This window comes from Bacillus sp. FJAT-18017 (assembly GCF_001278805.1).
Taxonomy (GTDB): Bacteria; Bacillota; Bacilli; order Bacillales; family Cytobacillaceae; genus Bacillus_D.
In genome coordinates, this window is sequence record NZ_CP012602.1 from 997,031 (window position 1) to 1,012,862 (window position 15,832).

Sequence of the window (15,832 nt, forward strand, 5' to 3'; positions counted from 1 at the left end):
AATGAAAGGATTATTAAAATGTTAGATAAGACGGATATACATATCCTTGATGAACTATCCAAGAACAGTCGTATCACGATGAAAGAATTAGGTGAGAAAGTACATTTGACTGGGCCAGCTACTTCAGCCAGAGTTGCGAAATTAGAGGATAGTGGAGTTATTGAGGGATATACCATTAAAGTTAATCAAGTCAAATTGGGATTTTATATACATGCTTTTCTAACTATCATTACACAGAGCACTAACCATCAGCTATATTTATCATTCATCAAAACGCAGGAACAATACCTTGTACGTAACTATAAAATCAGTGGAGATGGTTGTTACCTTCTTGAGTGTAAATTTCCATCCAATGAATTAATGAATAATTTTTTGGAAGGGTTAAACGAGCATGCAAATTATAAATTATCCATTGTTATTAACAAATAGAGAATGCACTTAAAACAAACGTGTGCTTTATTGAAATAAGATAATACAAAAAAGACTTAGGGTTGAAAATAACTCTAAGTCTTTTTTCCTGTGAAAGATACTGTTATTTTTGTTGTGATATTGATGTTATTTGCCGTGTGATTAGGGCTGTGATTTAACGTTTTGTACCCCGCGAGTAAATCCGTTATGAAGTGAATTGCCTCAGTTATTTAAAGATTTTTCAAAGATAATTTCAAAAAAAGAAGAATAACCGTTTCCTGAAGTAACCGGCGCAAATAATTGAACGAATCTCCATCCATCTTTTGCATGGCTGGCAATAATCTCATGGTAATTCTCTTTCGGTGCATTGTTCCATCTGCTAAGTTTAACCTTAACAAATTTATATTCGTACATGTTTCAAACCTCCCAAACAATTAATCTGTCGCTGCTTTCTTAAGTAAGCACGTATTGAATAACAAAATTGCTGAAAAACAGAATGGCAATAAAATATAGCACCGGATGAACTTCCTTCCCTTTCCCCAACAAAAGCTTCAACAGCGGGTATAGAACAAAGCCAATTGCCATACCATCTGCAATGCTATAGGTTAATGGGATTAACACAATAATTAATAGTGCCGGAAAGCTCTCTGATAAGTCTTCCATAGAAATATGAACGATGTTTTGCAACATAATGACGCCTATTAAAATCAGGATGGGCGAAACTGCGCTTGATGGAACAATTTTAATAATTGGGATGAACAAGACCGAGACAAGAAACAATAGTCCGGTCACTATGGAAGTTAACCCTGTTCTTCCGCCGGCTGTTATTCCAGCTGCTGATTCTACTGATGCAACAGTGGGACTTGTACCAAATATTCCGGAAGCTAAAACCGAAATACCTGTTGCCTGCAGTGCTTTTTTACTGCCTTGAGAGCGGTTCAACATCTTGGTGTGTCCATGGATTAAACCGATATTTTCAAACACAACCACCATGGCAAGAGATAGTGAAGTTAGCCAGAAGACGATATTCCCTGCTTGTGCCCACGATAGTTGCCCGAACACGCCAAAATATGCTTCAAAAGATGGCATTGTAAGGGAAATCCCTTCGAGGTCGGTTCGTCCCATCCAAATTGCTAACACCGATGTAATTACAATACTTAAAAGTAGGTTCCCTGGTACATTTTTGATGAATAATAGAACCGTGATGATCAAACCAATAATTGTGGAAATTGCTGTTGGACTGCTTAAATCTCCAATTGCGAGCAGGGTGTGCTCGGAACTCGTAATAATACCAGCATTGTCAAACCCAATTAATATCAGTAACATTCCGATACCGATGTTTATGGCTTCCTTTAAGGAAGTAGGAATCGAGGTTGTTATAACTTTCGCTATCGGTGTAAAAGCAATGACCACGAAGATCAGCCCTGTCACGAAAACCATCGCCAATGCTTCCTGCCAAGTAAATCCCCCTGATTGAACGATTGTATAAGTGAACATCGCATTGAGCCCCATACCGGGAATCAGAAGAATAGGGGTGTTACTCCAAAAACCAATAATTAAACACCCGAAGAAACTAGTTAATATTGTCGCAATGATTCCTGCCTCCAGCGGAATACCCGCTTCAGCCAATATCGTTGCATTGACAATAATAATGTAGACTACGGTTATATATGAAATAAAACCAGCAGAAAATTCTTTTGAAAGTGTCGTACCATGTTGCTGTAATTTAAATAGATGTTCCATGTTTATCTCCTTTAATTGTCTAGCTCCAGCGCCTATCGCCTAGCGAACTTCAGGCCTCCTCCCTACGATAAGTCATCATCGAATCGCTATCGCTCTTCGTGATTCCTTTATCTCAGTCGAAGCCCCTCCAGTTTGTACGGCGATGACCAAGGCGCTTGCGCTTTTCTTGTTTTCCGTTCGTTATCGTAACATGGACATCTCTATATGAAAAATATATAATTTATATGAAAACCATATATTTTTTAAATGAAGGAAGATAACGATGGACATTAAACAATTACGGTATTTCATAGCGATAGCTGAGGAAAAGAATATAACAGCCGCTGCAAATCGGCTTCACATGTCTCAGCCGCCTCTTAGCATAGTGTTGAAGCAATTAGAGGATGAACTCGGTGTAAAATTGATTGAGAGAAATGGAAAGAGTATGGAGTTAACCGATAAGGGACATATACTCTATCAACGCGCCCGGCAAGTAGTGAATAGTTTTGAAGAAATTAAAAATGAAATAGAGGATACAGAAGAGGGGAAAAAGGGCGCGCTAAACATAGGAATTAATACACTATCGGTATCAGGATTTCCGGAAATGCTTCAATCCTTTCACCAAAATTATCCCCTTGTGTTGATAAAAATTGTTCAAAATGATTCTATTTATTTAGCTGAAATGGTTAAAAAGCGGGCAATCGAAATCGCTTTTGTCCGTCTTCCACTGGAACATCAAGATTTGACTTATCATCCTCTTATTAATGAACCTTTCATTTTCGTGAGCAAAAATGAGCTAGAAACTATATCCTTGGAAGAAGTTTCACGCATGCCGCTTATTATTCCTAGTACAGAGGGCTTGGGGATCTATAATACGATTCTTGAGGCGTTTGCCAGGCAAAAGCTTCAGCTTACAAAGATTGCTGAATGCTCTGATATGCATGTATTAATGGAATTGGTTCGGGCTGGAATGGGGGTAACGATTGTGCCAAAGTCTGTTTTTGATGTGTACGGGGGAAAAACACTTTACGGGGCACCAATAACCAATGGCAATATGAACTCTTCTTTAGGAGTCATTTGGCTTGAACATCATTTTGTCTCTACACCTGCCAAAAATTTCGTGAAACTGGTAGGGGAATATTATAAACATTTATCACAATAGATAATGAAGATTGGCAACTACAAAAAAAGTTCGTGTAAATTTGTTCCAAAGATAAAGAGTCATTTATAATACTAATAAAGCCAGTTTCCTAAGGAGTTCTAGATATGGAACAAATCACAACTAAGGTTTTATTAATTGCTGCATTTTTAATGGTCGTAACGACGATAGAAACATTAGCGTATTCTACGAGAATATCAGGGGCAAGGGTAAAGTTAATTGCCACTGCCTTGTCTTTATTCAGTTCGTTAGTCATCATTTCAAGATTTTCAACAACGATACAGCAGCCCTTGACAGCTAAACTTATTGCCGAGGCTCCTAAGGCAAATAAGCTTCAATTCATTGAAGAACAATACCGAATTTTAATCGGTGTTACATCGATAGGTGTTTTACTTGGAATCATTTTGTTCCCCACATTTATAAATATTTTTTCAAGAGCAATTGTTCAGCTATCTAAAGAGCGTGGCTCATTAGTTTCACTATTAGTTAAACAATTTAATATTTCAGGTTTTAAAAAAGTCATTAAATGTGTAAGGATACCAAGATGGTCATATCTAGAAGGAATTACTTTAAAGACCATTCCAAAGCGTCTTTTTATTATTAATGTTATTATTTCTGCAGTGTTTACTACCGGTGTTCTTTCCTCGATATATGCTTCAATGTTGGTGCCTAGGGATTTTTCCCAGGCTGCTATGATGTCCTCTGGAATCATTAATGGAATTGCTACTATTCTACTGACCATATTTGTAGATCCAAAAGCCTCCGTATTGGCTGACAGGGTAGTTAATAACCAAAGTCAGTATATCTACCTAAAAAGTTACTCTTTAACAATGGTTAGCTCCAAATTTGTGGGAACCATTGCCGCCCAGCTGCTATTTTTACCTGCTGCATACTATGTCGCCTGGTTCGCTAAGTGGATTTAAGTAAACATCAAATGTGTTTTGAAAATTGGTAGGGGGAGAGGTATGTCTAAAGTGGTTGATACTTTTAAAAATATGTTTTTAGACTTATTTTCTATGGGGAAAGGCTTTGTTTATGGATTCATAATGGTTGGATTGTTTATTGGTGGCTGCACTGCTTTAATATATGGTTTTCTGTTTTTGAAAAACTTAATCTCCTAACAGAAAGTAAGAAAAGCTCTACTTGTACAAACAAAAAAGGTATTTGGCCCCACCTACGCCAAATACCGTGATAGCCACGCATGCTATCCGCCTATATATGATTTCTTGCAAGATCGATCGATTATAATCATACGTTACTAAATATACCCCGGATATGAAAAAGGAAAACCTTTTTACTAAATGAAGAGGTTCCGTGGGTGAATATTGCCTAGTTTACAAACTTTCCATAATCAGGCTTGGCGATTTCGTCAAAATTTCCAACCAGTTTATCTAAACTCTTTGTTAGTAATTCTCCAGACATAGGTAAGCCGTGTCCAGTAACAGCCACAGCTGGTTTTAGTTGCGCTAGCTTAATGACCGATGCCTTTGCGGCCTTCCAATCTGTGGTCAGATACCTTGGTGGTCCACTGATTTCCTGTTCCTGTGTTAAAACCTTATATAGATATTCTTGTTTTACAGTAACAAATGCATCACCTGCTAGTAAGGTCCTGTCATTTTCCCTAAACAAGGAAACATGGCCTGGGGAATGCCCAGGAGTGTGGACCCACTTGAATCCGGTCATACGAGGTACACTCCCGTCAGACGGAAGAGTCTGGATATTTTCCCCTAAGTTGATAGGCTCATTAGGAAACATCGGAGACATTTTGGCTACCATCCCGCCTTCTACCGTAGGATCGGGGTCCGGGTAACTCATTTTTCCAGTAAGGAAAGGCAGCTCTAACTCATGTGCGTAGACAGGAACATCCCACTTCTTGACTAAGTCGATAACGCTCCCTACATGGTCAAAATGGCCATGTGTTAAAATAATTGCTTTAGGACGGGCATTTTCGCCAAAACGTTCTTCAATTACGGAAATGATCTCATTGGCTGCTTCCGGCATTCCTGTATCCACTAAAACAAAATCCTTTGTCCCCGGGCTTCCAACTAAGCATAAATTCACAATTTGATTTGTATAGCAAAATAGATCAGGCAGAACTTCAACCCCTAGTCCACTTGCTACAGAAGTCGTGGGAATATACTTATAATCCTCACCATAAGATATATCTTTATCCATGCTTATACCTCCTTAATAACTTCCAACAAGGCTATATTGCACCAATAGTGATATTCATATACTGCTTAATCTTCATTGAGTGCCGGGCTGACCAGGGCTCTGAAAATCATTCGATTGTTGTCTTTAAGTATCTAAATTGATTATCGTTTGGCTCACATCGAAATCATTAAAAAAGACAAAAACCCCCATTTCTATGAGAGTTTTTGTCTTTTTAAAGGTGCTTTTTTAGTGGCCTCTAAAGAACGAGGACCGATGGATATTGAGTAAGTCTTTACCTAGAGGATTCACTTTAAAATTCCTTAGTATTTACCGAATTCATCATCACTTAATACGATTTGTTGGCGGGATGCTGCCGCTTGTGAGTAAGAGCTTGTTAATTGTTCCTGTGCCAGTTTTTCAAGTACATTCTGGTCAAGATTTAAGCTGCTTAAAGAAGGAGAGTCTTTCAGCTTAAACTGGCTTACCTTATGTTTCAGGGTCTCTGCCTGCCCGGATAGTTCCTCGCTCGCCGCAGCACTTTGTTCCGAGGTTGCGGAGTTGGCTTGGACTACTTGTGAAACTTGGACGATTCCCTGATTAATTTGGCTGATGGCAACTGATTGTTCATTCGATGCAAAAGAGATACCATTGATAAGCTCTGCTACCTTGGCTACATCCTCAACGATCTTAGTAAGGGACGCTGCCGTTTCGTTGGCGATCTTAGTGCCGCCTTCTACCTTGCGGATTGATCCTTCAATCATTTCAGTCGTTTCTTTGGCAGCATTAGCCGATCTCGCTGCCAAGTTGCGTACCTCCTCGGCCACAACTGCAAAACCTTTACCATGTTGTCCTGCCCGTGCCGCTTCGACTGCTGCATTTAAGGCAAGGATATTTGTTTGAAAAGCAATCTCATCGATTACTTTGATTATCTTTGAAATGCTTTCGGAGGATACGTTAATATCGTCCATTGCTTTTAGCATATCGGTCATTTGGGAATTTCCTTCTTCAGCTCGCTTCATGGCTTCCTTAGCCAACAGGTTAGCATTATTCGAACTATCGGCGTTCTGTTTTGTTTGTGTGGAAATTTCCTCCACAGTAACAGACAATTGTTCAATTGAACTCGCTTGCTCTGTAGCACCTTGAGATAACGTTATGCTAGTCTCTGATATCTGTTTTGCACCAGAAGCAACCTGCTCAGATGCAGATCGAACTTCATGGATCAGCTCATTCAATTTGTCATTCATTATACGAAGAGCGCTGGCAAGGGCACCAATTTCATCCTTGGTGTCAATGTCTATAGTAATATCCAGATTACCAGCTGCTATTTGTTCGGCGGCATGAACCATTTTTATTACTGGTTTTTTAACTAGCATAGACATAAAATAACCCAGTAACATAGCAACAATTACAGTACCAATTACGGTAAAAATAAGAGTGGTGACGGTTTGGTTTGTCTGTTTTTCTATTAGATTTGCTTTCTTCTGGCCATTTTCTTTGGATTGTTTAAATAATTCATCAATATTCTTGTCAATTTCGTTTGCAAGTGGAACTCCTTCAGCAGAATTGATTACTTTCGCTTCCGCAACCTTGCCTCCCATTCCAAGGGCAATTAACTTTGGATACCACGCATTATAATTATCGATTGCAACAAGAAGTGCATCATATGTTTGACGCGTTTCCTCATTATCTATTGATTTCCCATACTCTTTAGCGCTTTGCTCGATGGAAACCATCAATTCATCCAATCTAGCCTTATTTGCTTCCCTAGCTTCTTGGTTATCTGCCAATAACAATGCCCGCGCTGTTGCCCGAAAATCATTCCAATCAATACCGACGTTTGCGATATCAGCCGTGGCAACACCATAATCCTTATACAACTCTGTATAGTCGTTATTAATCAATTTCATATTGAAAATAGCAATTGAGCCGACAACTCCTGTGAAAAGCGAAACGATCATAAAAGCCAAGAGTAACTTGCGGCCAATCTTCATATTGTGAATCCATTTCATGTTTATTTCCCCCTGGTGTTTTCTTGTATTGTTTTAACTTTATTAATGTACGATGTCATCTATTGCATCTTTATTCAGCAGCATCTCACAGTTCAGCAATAAAGTTGCTTCAGTCCCAACCTTGCCAATTGCGTTTACATATTTATTCGGATCATGGCTAAAGTCAGGTGGTGTTACGATGTTTTCCGGCTCAATAGTCAAAACCTCTGATACACTGTCAACTATTAGCCCCACCGAATAGTCCTGTACTTCAATGACAATAATGCACGTCTGGTCATTATACTCTTTGAATTCCTTTTTGAACCGCAGGCGTACATCCGTAACCGGTATAATTTTGCCGCGAAGGTTAAGGATGCCGCGGATATAATCCGGTACCTCGGGAATCTCTGTTATCTTCTGAATTCCGATAATCTCCCTAACATACTTAATATCAAGACCGAAATTTTCATTTCCCAACATGAACGTTAAATACATTCCTGCTTGGGTATCTTCGTCTTGCAGGATTTCTGACATTGTTATCCTCCGTTTCGTGGTGGGGTTCCTCATTGCTGAGTTACAAAAAAAACTAGTTTATTGACCCTTTTAATATCGGTAAATTCATACGAAAGTTTATAAGAATTGGGGATAAGAAAAATGTTGATTTTAGTGGTAGCAGGTTAAGAGGGGTGGATGACGAGTTTTAAATCCCAGTTATTCCTTAATCTAAGAAAAATAAAAAACGCCCAGGGTTCTAGGCGTTTTTTGCTTTATATTTGGAATTACTCATCACAAAGTTTTATATCTTTACAACTTCTAAATAGCGAAGCTGATGGCCATCCATTTCGAGAATTTTGAATTTGAATCCTTCTGCTTCGATTTCAGTTATGCTATCCGCATCGGTGGTTTGAGACAGGAACCAGCCGCCAATGGAATCTACATCTTCATGAGCAAGGTCTGTTAATAACAGCTTGTTCACATCTTCGATTAAGAGCTTGGCATCGAAAACATAATGGTCTTCACTTAGTTTCCGGATTTCAGGGATTTCATCCTCATCAAACTCATCCCTGACTTCTCCTACAATTTCTTCAATAATGTCCTCTAAAGTCACAACACCTGATGTACCGCCATATTCATCTACTAGAATGGCAATATGTGTCCGTTCCTTTTGCATCTTTATGAGTAAATCGTGGATCGGGATTGTTTCAATGGCATAGATTACTGGATTTACGAATGTTTGAAGATTCATTTGTTCCGGGTTTAATTTCTTTGTAAACTTTGCGGTTAAAAATTCCTTTATGTTAATAAAACCGAGAATGTTATCTTTATCCCCATCTATGACGGGATAACGGGTGTAATTTTCTTTTTCAACTATCTTTCGAATGTCCTCCAAGGAGGCATCAATCGAAATAGTCACCATTTCTGTACGGGGAACCATAATTTCTTTTGCGATTCTTTCATCAAATTCGAAAATGTTGTTCACGTATTTCAATTCATTCTTGTTGATTTCACCGCTCTCATAGCTTTCGGATAATATAATTCTAAGCTCTTCCTCCGAATGAGCGGTTTCGTGTTCAGAGGCCGGTTTCAAACCAAACACACCTACAAGGACACGGGCGGATCCGTTCAATACCCAGATAAAAGGATACATAATTTTGTAGAACCAAATAATTGGGCCAGCAAACGCTAGCGTAATGGCTTCAGCCTTTTGAATGGCAACTGTTTTAGGGGCCAATTCACCAACGACTACGTGCAGGAAAGTGACGAGCGCAAAGGCAATTGCAAATGACAAGATGCCTGTAAGTGTTTCGCTTAAATTAAAATACTCGAACGCGGGATGCAAAATTCTTTCCACCGTCGGTTCTCCAAGCCAGCCTAGTCCCAAGGCGGTAATGGTAATTCCCAGCTGACAGGCAGATAAGTACTCATCAAGATGGGTTGTTACCTTTTTTGCTGCCACGGCACCCTTTCGCCCTTCAGCAATAAGCTGGTCAATCCTTGAAGTTCTAACCTTTACCATCGCAAATTCTGTGGCAACAAAAAAAGCAGTTAAAGCAATCAATAAAGTAATGAGCAGTAAATTAATAGTTGTCAACGAGCAGTCTTACCGAAGTAAGACATACACCTCCTAGTATTTTGTTAAATGCGATAAAGCCAAAATTTATAGGCTGAGATTTAACAAGTTCCCCTAAGAGTTATTGAGTAATAAAAGCAATGACTGGATTAAAGATATACTTTCCTGAGAAAGATTTCTTTTTATATCCTCCGGTTTAACGTGGCCAGATTCCTGAAGTTTTGATATAGCTTTTGTTAAATCTGCATCTAAATCCTTGATCTTTAAACGAAGTTCAAGAATATCAACTTCTTCGGAATATTTTTTTATAATTTCTTTCTTTATCTCTTCCAATGGAATGTCTTGCTTTTTAAGTTGTTCGATATACTCAATTCGTTCAATTGAATCCCTATCGTAGTACCGATAGTTAGAAGGGGAACGTTCTGCTTTTAAAAGACCAAGAGTAGTATAATAATCGATGGTTCTTTTAGTAACATTTGTTAACTCAGCTAATTCACCAATTCTTAGTTTCTCGTTCCCAATGCAACCCCTCCAAACTATAACGTTATGGTTTGATTATATAGATAAACTTCTTATATATCAATTAATATTATTGGTAAACAATTGCTAGATTTTTGGGTGGTAGAGTTTTAGGTTCATAGAGAAAAAGTAGGCGTATGGATTCAGGAAGGATTAAGCGCCTTAATGTTGAATTCCTAATAAAACAAATGAGGACTTTGGTTATGCGTTTTTTAGGAGGTGGATATATGAATATAGAAATTCATAGTGATTTCTCTAAAGCAAACCTGGAAGAAATAAAGGAAGTATATACTTCAGTTGGGTGGACTAAGCATACTAATGAGATAATTAGACAAGTATTCGAAATAAGTAATGTCATAGCATTAGTCGAAGTGAATGGTAGAATTATTGGGATTGGAAGAGGGATGACAGATGGCGTTTTTAATGCCGCAATTTATGATGTAATAGTTCATCGGGATTTTCAAAAGCAAGGTATAGAAAAAAAATAATGGAGTTTTTACTTGATAAGCTAAGTGATGTTTCTTGTGTTCATTTAATATCCACAACTGGTAATGAAGGATTTTACCGTAAACTTGGTTTGAAAAAGCTTAAAACTGGAATGGCACGTTATTTAAATCAAGGTCTAAATGAGGAGTATTTGGAGTAACTTCTCTTGCCTTCAAACGGTGCAGTTCAGGGTATGAAGAATTATTAATTTTTGAGTCGAAATTATTATTGTTAAGAGCCAAGGAGATTTTCATGGAAATTTCGTTGATAAGACACGGAAAATCACGACACACTGAAAATGGTCGAATAACTTGTTCGGATTTTAAGAAGTGGATAGAAAAATATGATTATACTGGTGTATTTGAAGAGACAACATATCCTTTTTGGACAGTAGAAAAAGTAACAAATGCAAGAATAGTTATTACCAGTAATTTGAAAAGATCTGTTCAGTCAGCTATGTATATTAACACAGAAAAAGGGACCATTTCCTCTCCTTTATTTCGAGAGATAGAACTCCCAACTTGTTCAAAAAAGTTAGGTCTTAAATTAAGTCCAAGTATGTGGTCTTTCATATTAAGATTATTATGGTTCTGTGGTTATTCTAACGAATGCGAGTCTTTTACTGATGCAAAATCAAGGGCAAAAAAAGCAGCCCAGCTATTAGTTGAATATGCAGACGAATATAAATCGGTAGCATTAGTAGGACACGGCTTTTTTAATATGCTATTAGCAAAAGAATTGCAGAAAAAAGGTTGGACAGGCAAAAGGAGAACGGGTGCAAAACATTGGAATTGTACAACATATATCTTTTTGAATTAATGGTTGGCAAAGGCTTCTCATCCGGCTAAATTGGTCGGCTCTTTTCTATTTATTTACGCGGGGTGGTTAAGGTAATCACTTTTGCTGAAGGGACGATAGATATTATGTATTTGCATATGATAGAAAATCTGAACTGGGCCAAGTCACTTTTGTTCGTGATTATATAGAGTTTAACTTTGAAGGCGAAGAAATCTTATTGGAGAAACAAGGCAAGCTAAATAGTAAATTAGGGGCTAATTAAATGAATATTAGATCTTTATATAGTGGATTTAATGCGCCTATATCAATAAAAAAAGACCATTAAATGCCTCTGCACTTTGATGGTCTATTTCAGACTGAACCCCTTACTTATACAGCCCTTTAAAATCAGTACTATTAACGTTCACAGGCGATTCCGTCTTTATCACGGTCTTTGCCTTTATTTGCATCATAAAGCGCTTTGGAAACATACGGCTTGTACTTCGTTTTTCCGCCTTTGTTCTTAACAGAAGAAGACTTGGCAACTCCGCCTTTATACGCCTTGTTCAACTCCGTGCAATTCTTGTAGACCTTCGCCTTTGCTTCAACGCTGTCTGCGGAAGCTAAAGAGAGTCCAAAAACCAGTCCAGCAGATAAGACGATTGGCATCACTTTTTTCATTGAATTCACAACCCCCATGGATTACCTAGACTTCCATAATAACCAATAAAAGGGAGTTGCACAATACTAATTGACGACCGCGGCCTCTATTTTTTACTTGCAGAGTCGCCAAGAAGCTCTATTGACGACCGCGGCCTCAATTTTTTACTCGCAGAGTCGTCAAGAAGCTCTATTGACGACCGTACCTCAATTTTTCTACTCGCCGGGTCGTCAAGAACCTCTATTGACGACCGCAGACCCCATATTTTTACTCTCAGGGTCATCAAGAATCCCTGAGTAATGTAGATGCACCTACTAATCTTGATACCGATCCAATACTTTGAAAAAGTCCCTGATGAACTCGAAGAATAGGTTCTCAGCAGGGAGCAGCGGCCGTTCGCTAGGAATAATCACACCTACCGTACGGGTGACTTGGGGCTCAATTACATGCAGCCGGACCGTCGAGCGCGGCAGGTTGTCAATCAAGGTAATCTCCGGAATGAGCGTCACCCCAAGGCCAGCAGAAACCAGCCCTTTAATTGCATCAATATCGTCGCCTTCAAATGAGACCTTGGGCTGAAAGCCGAGCTGTTTGCAAGCAGTCTCAACAATTTGCCGCAGCACATAACCCTGTGGGAACAAGATGAATGAATCATCTCGTAATTGATTCAAAGTAATGGAACGCTGCCCGGCAAGTGGATGGCTCGCAGGCAGCAGGGCAACGATGCTTTCCGTAAATAAAATATGGCTTTTGACCTTTTTTTCGTGCCTTGGCAGGGGTCCAACCAGTGCCATATCGAGATCGCCTTTGACTACCGCGTTAATCAATTCTGTATAGGAGTTCTGTTTCAGCTCAAACTTGACGTAAGGATGTTGTTCCCGGAATTCAGATATAACTGTAGGAAGAGTATAAGCTGCAAGACTGCTCGGAAAACCAATCCGGATTACCCCGCGCTCAGGATCGAGATATTCCTGGACCTCGCGCCTCGCATTATCAATCACCTTCATCGCTTCCTCCATATGCTCCAGGAAGGTTTGCCCGATTGGGGTTAACTTTACATTTCTTCCTTCTCTTATAAAAAGATCAACCCCGAGCTCAGCCTCTAAATTAACGATTTGCCTGCTGACAGCGGACTGAGCAACGTGCAAAGATACAGCCGCCTCGGTTACATGTTCCCGTTTGGCCACTTCGATGAAATACTGAATTTGCCTCAATTCCATACCTCTATCTCCAATTCATCTCATTTCGGCATTGATTTAATCTAATACTCATATTGTTTCGATTAATTATTCCATTATAAAATAAAAAAATCAGGAATGAAAATAATAGGAAGTGTCCAATAGCCGAAACAAAGGGGTGTTAACTCAACAATGACGATATCACTGAAACTGAACGAAGCTGAAACAGCTGCAAAAGAGTATATAAATGAGATTTTTGAAACGGTAGTAAAGCGTAATCCATATGAAAGCGAGTTTCACCAAGCAGTTAAGGAAATCCTCGATTCGTTAACACCAGTATTTGCAAAAAATCCTCAATACAGAAATCTCGGCATCCTTGAGCGAATCGTTGAACCAGAACGATTAATTACCTTCAGAGTTCCCTGGGTCGACGACCAGGGAAAAGTTCAAGTGAACCGTGGATTCCGCGTCCAGTTTAACAGCGCGATTGGTCCATACAAAGGCGGCTTGCGATTCCACCCTTCTGTAAATTCAAGCATCATTAAGTTCCTTGGCTTTGAACAAACTTTTAAAAACTCACTCACCGGCCAGCCAATTGGTGGAGGTAAGGGTGGCTCCGACTTCGATCCTAAAGGTAAGTCCGATATGGAAATCATGAAATTTACGCAAAGCTTCATGACCGAACTTTACAGACATATTGGGCCTGATATTGATGTGCCAGCTGGAGACATTGGGGTTGGCGCGCGAGAGATTGGCTATATGTTTGGCCAGTATAAGCGGATTGCCGGAGCTTATGAAGCAGGTGTCCTCACAGGAAAAGGACTTGGATATGGCGGCAGCCTGGGCCGAACTGAAGCTACCGGTTACGGGACGGTGTATTTTGTAGAGGAAATGCTGAAAGATAAAGGGCTCAGCTTCAATGGCAGCACAGTGGTTGTTTCCGGATCCGGTAATGTGTCCATCTACGCGATTGAAAAAGCGATGCAGTTTGGCGCGAAGGTTGTAGCCTGCAGCGACTCCAATGGTTATGTTTACGATCCGGAAGGCATCAACCTTGATACAGTCAAACGCATCAAAGAAGTCGATCGCAAGCGAATCAGCGAGTATGTAAAAGAACACCCTCATGCCCAATACGTTGAAGGTTCAACTGGCATCTGGTCACTTCCTTGTGACATCGCCCTTCCATGCGCAACACAAAATGAAATAAACGAAGAGTCGGCTAAAGTCCTGATTTCCAATGGAGTCAAAGCCGTTGGTGAAGGGGCAAACATGCCTTCCACTCTTGAAGCAATCGAGGTCTTCTTAGAAAGCGATATTCTCTTTGCACCGGCAAAAGCTGCCAATGCAGGCGGCGTAGCCGTTTCATCATTGGAAATGTCTCAGAACAGCGCCCGCCTGTCCTGGACGTTCGAAGAAGTCGATGCCAAATTGCATCAAATAATGGAAAACATTTATAAAAAAACGGTTCTGGCCGCAGAAGAGTACGGCCATCCAGGCAACCTCGTAGTCGGCGCAAACATCGCCGGTTTCTTAAGAGTTGCCGATGCCATGGTCGCACAAGGTGTTATATAAAAAAACATATTGAGGGTGTCCCTGCGAATTGGGACACCCTTTTTGCATTTTGTGGGGACGGGAACAGCCAATTGAACCTCTTTGATTAATCCTTCTGTCTCATATACAGATTAATTTATCTATGAGACGGGTTCTATTGGATTAATCTGCTTGCTCCAGGTGCCGATTAATCTAATAAACGGGCTTTATTGGATTAATCTGCTTGGTCCAGACACCGATTAATCTAATAAAGGGGTTCTATTGTATTAATCAGCTTGGTCCAGACAGCGTTTATCTATGAGTAGGCCTTAATGGATAATCCCCTTTCGTCTCGCTATTATCACCAACTTTATATTCTCCATTTTCTAACCTGTATTTTCTTCTCTTAAATTTTAGTTAACTTCCCGTCCAAATTATGTAATTTCCCTCTTAGTCATAGCGTCTAATTAGTGAAATCCCTATTCACATAAAAGGGGTTTTTCAAATGAGGCGAGTTGTGGCAGCTGTAACGATTTCGAGTACAATTCGAGGCTGTCGGATGGGTGAAATGTCCCTGAAAGTGGTTTTCGAGTATAATTTGAGCCTGCCAGATAGATGAAATGTCCTTGATGTCACCACGTGCAACTACTGCTAAAAAAGTACTTCTTAAGATCATACTTGAAAAGAGGGGAGAGTTACTGTGAAAGCAAAACATGTATTAATCGGAATTTTGACGTTCGCTATCCTGGTAATAACAGGCTGTTCATATTCCATTGGCAGTGTAACGCAAAGTGAATTCCCTCCGTCCATGTCAGCGCTCGTTAAAATAAACGGCAAAGAGTATCAGATGGAAGAAGGCAATTATAAGTGGGTGCAAAAAAAGGGATCAACGACTCAAGTGTATCAAACGGACCACTCCTCGCCATACCAAATGGCGGACCATATAGAACCAATTAGCGTGAAGCCAAACGAAAAAATTGATATCGAGATTGAAGATAACCCGGATCTCAAAGTGTATACATGGGATGAAAACGGAAGAGGGGAAGAAGTTAAACTTGATGGCAATCAACTAAAGGTTCCTTCAAGCGATGGAACGTACATTTATGAAGTGGAAGCAGAGTGGGGGAACGGAACGGTTTCCTACACTTTTGTACTGGAAGTTCACTAATAAAAGTGCAG

16 protein-coding genes and 2 pseudogenes are annotated in these 15,832 nt (G+C 39.7%); 8 read left to right on the plus strand and 10 right to left on the minus strand.

All coding sequences use genetic code 11. The annotated features are described in order from the left end of the window. Window positions 1–18 precede the first annotated feature (18 nt). Window positions 19–429: an Lrp/AsnC family transcriptional regulator gene (locus AM500_RS04625; protein ID WP_053598167.1), complete on the plus strand. Its 411-nt coding sequence runs from the start codon at window positions 19–21 to the stop codon at window positions 427–429. 201 nt (window positions 430–630) lie between these two features. Here the strand turns inward: AM500_RS04625 and AM500_RS04630 are convergent, their stop codons facing one another. Continuing rightward, window positions 631–822, minus strand: a complete 192-nt coding sequence (locus tag AM500_RS04630) for a DUF4177 domain-containing protein (RefSeq protein ID WP_053598168.1) — start codon at window positions 820–822, stop codon at window positions 631–633. A 39-nt stretch (window positions 823–861) separates the two neighbouring features. Then, window positions 862–2,151 carry an NCS2 family permease gene (locus AM500_RS04635; protein ID WP_053598169.1) on the minus strand — a complete coding sequence of 430 codons (1,290 nt, stop codon included), beginning with the start codon at window positions 2,149–2,151 and terminating at the stop codon, window positions 862–864. A gap of 262 nt (window positions 2,152–2,413) precedes the next feature. On the opposite strand from AM500_RS04635, the gene AM500_RS04640 reads away from it, so the two are divergent. The 3 genes from AM500_RS04640 (at window position 2,414) to AM500_RS25765 (ending at window position 4,410) form a co-directional block, all read left to right on the plus strand. Beyond that, a complete protein-coding gene (locus AM500_RS04640) occupies window positions 2,414–3,292 on the plus strand; it encodes a LysR family transcriptional regulator (protein WP_053598170.1) in 879 nt (292 codons plus the stop codon). Between the two features lie 104 nt (window positions 3,293–3,396). Further along, window positions 3,397–4,212 (plus strand): lipid II flippase Amj family protein, encoded by an 816-nt coding sequence (locus AM500_RS04645; RefSeq protein WP_053598171.1) that lies wholly within the window; start codon window positions 3,397–3,399, stop codon window positions 4,210–4,212. A 42-nt stretch (window positions 4,213–4,254) separates the two neighbouring features. Further along, entirely contained in the window at window positions 4,255–4,410 is a 156-nt protein-coding gene (locus tag AM500_RS25765; RefSeq protein WP_197282665.1) for a hypothetical protein, read from the plus strand. 208 nt (window positions 4,411–4,618) lie between these two features. Here the strand turns inward: AM500_RS25765 and AM500_RS04650 are convergent, their stop codons facing one another. The 6 genes and pseudogenes from AM500_RS04650 to AM500_RS26310 all read right to left on the minus strand — a co-directional run. Further along, window positions 4,619–5,464: an MBL fold metallo-hydrolase gene (locus tag AM500_RS04650; RefSeq protein WP_053598172.1), complete on the minus strand. Its 846-nt coding sequence runs from the start codon at window positions 5,462–5,464 to the stop codon at window positions 4,619–4,621. Between the two features lie 299 nt (window positions 5,465–5,763). Beyond that, window positions 5,764–7,425: pseudogene (locus AM500_RS04655) on the minus strand (methyl-accepting chemotaxis protein); the annotation flags it as partial. Between the two features lie 69 nt (window positions 7,426–7,494). Then, window positions 7,495–7,965: a chemotaxis protein CheW gene (locus AM500_RS04660; RefSeq protein ID WP_053598174.1), complete on the minus strand. Its 471-nt coding sequence runs from the start codon at window positions 7,963–7,965 to the stop codon at window positions 7,495–7,497. A 262-nt stretch (window positions 7,966–8,227) separates the two neighbouring features. Next, window positions 8,228–9,523: a hemolysin family protein gene (locus AM500_RS04665; RefSeq protein ID WP_053598175.1), complete on the minus strand. Its 1,296-nt coding sequence runs from the start codon at window positions 9,521–9,523 to the stop codon at window positions 8,228–8,230. A 93-nt stretch (window positions 9,524–9,616) separates the two neighbouring features. Further along, window positions 9,617–9,835, minus strand: a complete 219-nt coding sequence (locus tag AM500_RS26020; protein ID WP_231688108.1) for a hypothetical protein — start codon at window positions 9,833–9,835, stop codon at window positions 9,617–9,619. Window positions 9,836–9,877: 42 nt separating this feature from the next. Beyond that, window positions 9,878–10,042 (minus strand): annotated as a pseudogene (locus AM500_RS26310) (MerR family DNA-binding transcriptional regulator); the annotation flags it as partial. A 206-nt stretch (window positions 10,043–10,248) separates the two neighbouring features. Between AM500_RS26310 and AM500_RS26360 the strand changes: the two are divergent. Together AM500_RS26360 and AM500_RS04680 are read left to right on the plus strand one after the other, a co-directional pair. Next, complete coding sequence (locus AM500_RS26360; protein ID WP_442853987.1) at window positions 10,249–10,509, plus strand: GNAT family N-acetyltransferase; 261 nt, start codon at window positions 10,249–10,251, stop codon at window positions 10,507–10,509. Window positions 10,510–10,759: 250 nt separating this feature from the next. Then, on the plus strand, window positions 10,760–11,326 hold the full coding sequence (locus tag AM500_RS04680; RefSeq protein ID WP_053598177.1) for a histidine phosphatase family protein: 567 nt from the start codon (window positions 10,760–10,762) through the stop codon (window positions 11,324–11,326). A gap of 375 nt (window positions 11,327–11,701) precedes the next feature. Here AM500_RS04680 and AM500_RS04685 read toward each other — a convergent pair whose 3' ends face one another. Both AM500_RS04685 and AM500_RS04690 read right to left on the minus strand, forming a co-directional pair. Then, window positions 11,702–11,965, minus strand: a complete 264-nt coding sequence (locus tag AM500_RS04685) for an excalibur calcium-binding domain-containing protein (protein ID WP_053598178.1) — start codon at window positions 11,963–11,965, stop codon at window positions 11,702–11,704. A 294-nt stretch (window positions 11,966–12,259) separates the two neighbouring features. Next, window positions 12,260–13,165, minus strand: a complete 906-nt coding sequence (locus AM500_RS04690; protein ID WP_053598179.1) for a glutamate biosynthesis transcriptional regulator GltC — start codon at window positions 13,163–13,165, stop codon at window positions 12,260–12,262. 150 nt (window positions 13,166–13,315) lie between these two features. Here AM500_RS04690 and gdhA point away from each other — a divergent pair, with 150 nt between their 5' ends. Together gdhA and AM500_RS04700 are read left to right on the plus strand one after the other, a co-directional pair. Continuing rightward, on the plus strand, window positions 13,316–14,695 hold the full coding sequence (gene gdhA / locus AM500_RS04695; RefSeq protein ID WP_053598180.1) for an NADP-specific glutamate dehydrogenase: 1,380 nt from the start codon (window positions 13,316–13,318) through the stop codon (window positions 14,693–14,695). A gap of 658 nt (window positions 14,696–15,353) precedes the next feature. Then, window positions 15,354–15,821: a hypothetical protein gene (locus AM500_RS04700; protein ID WP_053598181.1), complete on the plus strand. Its 468-nt coding sequence runs from the start codon at window positions 15,354–15,356 to the stop codon at window positions 15,819–15,821. Window positions 15,822–15,832 lie beyond the last annotated feature (11 nt).

Excerpts from the sequence above, each read along its gene's own strand:
- AM500_RS04625 (WP_053598167.1), top strand. The coding sequence starts at position 19 with ATGTTAGATAAGACGGATATACATATCCTTGATGAACTATCCAAGAAC.
- AM500_RS04630 (WP_053598168.1), bottom strand. The coding sequence starts at position 822 with ATGTACGAATATAAATTTGTTAAGGTTAAACTTAGCAGATGGAACAAT.
- AM500_RS04635 (WP_053598169.1), bottom strand. The coding sequence starts at position 2,151 with ATGGAACATCTATTTAAATTACAGCAACATGGTACGACACTTTCAAAA.
- AM500_RS04640 (WP_053598170.1), top strand. The coding sequence starts at position 2,414 with ATGGACATTAAACAATTACGGTATTTCATAGCGATAGCTGAGGAAAAG.
- AM500_RS04645 (WP_053598171.1), top strand. The coding sequence starts at position 3,397 with ATGGAACAAATCACAACTAAGGTTTTATTAATTGCTGCATTTTTAATG.
- AM500_RS25765 (WP_197282665.1), top strand. The coding sequence starts at position 4,255 with ATGTCTAAAGTGGTTGATACTTTTAAAAATATGTTTTTAGACTTATTT.
- AM500_RS04650 (WP_053598172.1), bottom strand. The coding sequence starts at position 5,464 with ATGGATAAAGATATATCTTATGGTGAGGATTATAAGTATATTCCCACG.
- AM500_RS04660 (WP_053598174.1), bottom strand. The coding sequence starts at position 7,965 with ATGTCAGAAATCCTGCAAGACGAAGATACCCAAGCAGGAATGTATTTA.
- AM500_RS26360 (WP_442853987.1), top strand. The coding sequence starts at position 10,249 with ATGAATATAGAAATTCATAGTGATTTCTCTAAAGCAAACCTGGAAGAA.
- AM500_RS04680 (WP_053598177.1), top strand. The coding sequence starts at position 10,760 with ATGGAAATTTCGTTGATAAGACACGGAAAATCACGACACACTGAAAAT.
- AM500_RS04685 (WP_053598178.1), bottom strand. The coding sequence starts at position 11,965 with ATGAAAAAAGTGATGCCAATCGTCTTATCTGCTGGACTGGTTTTTGGA.
- AM500_RS04690 (WP_053598179.1), bottom strand. The coding sequence starts at position 13,165 with ATGGAATTGAGGCAAATTCAGTATTTCATCGAAGTGGCCAAACGGGAA.
- gdhA (WP_053598180.1), top strand. The coding sequence starts at position 13,316 with ATGACGATATCACTGAAACTGAACGAAGCTGAAACAGCTGCAAAAGAG.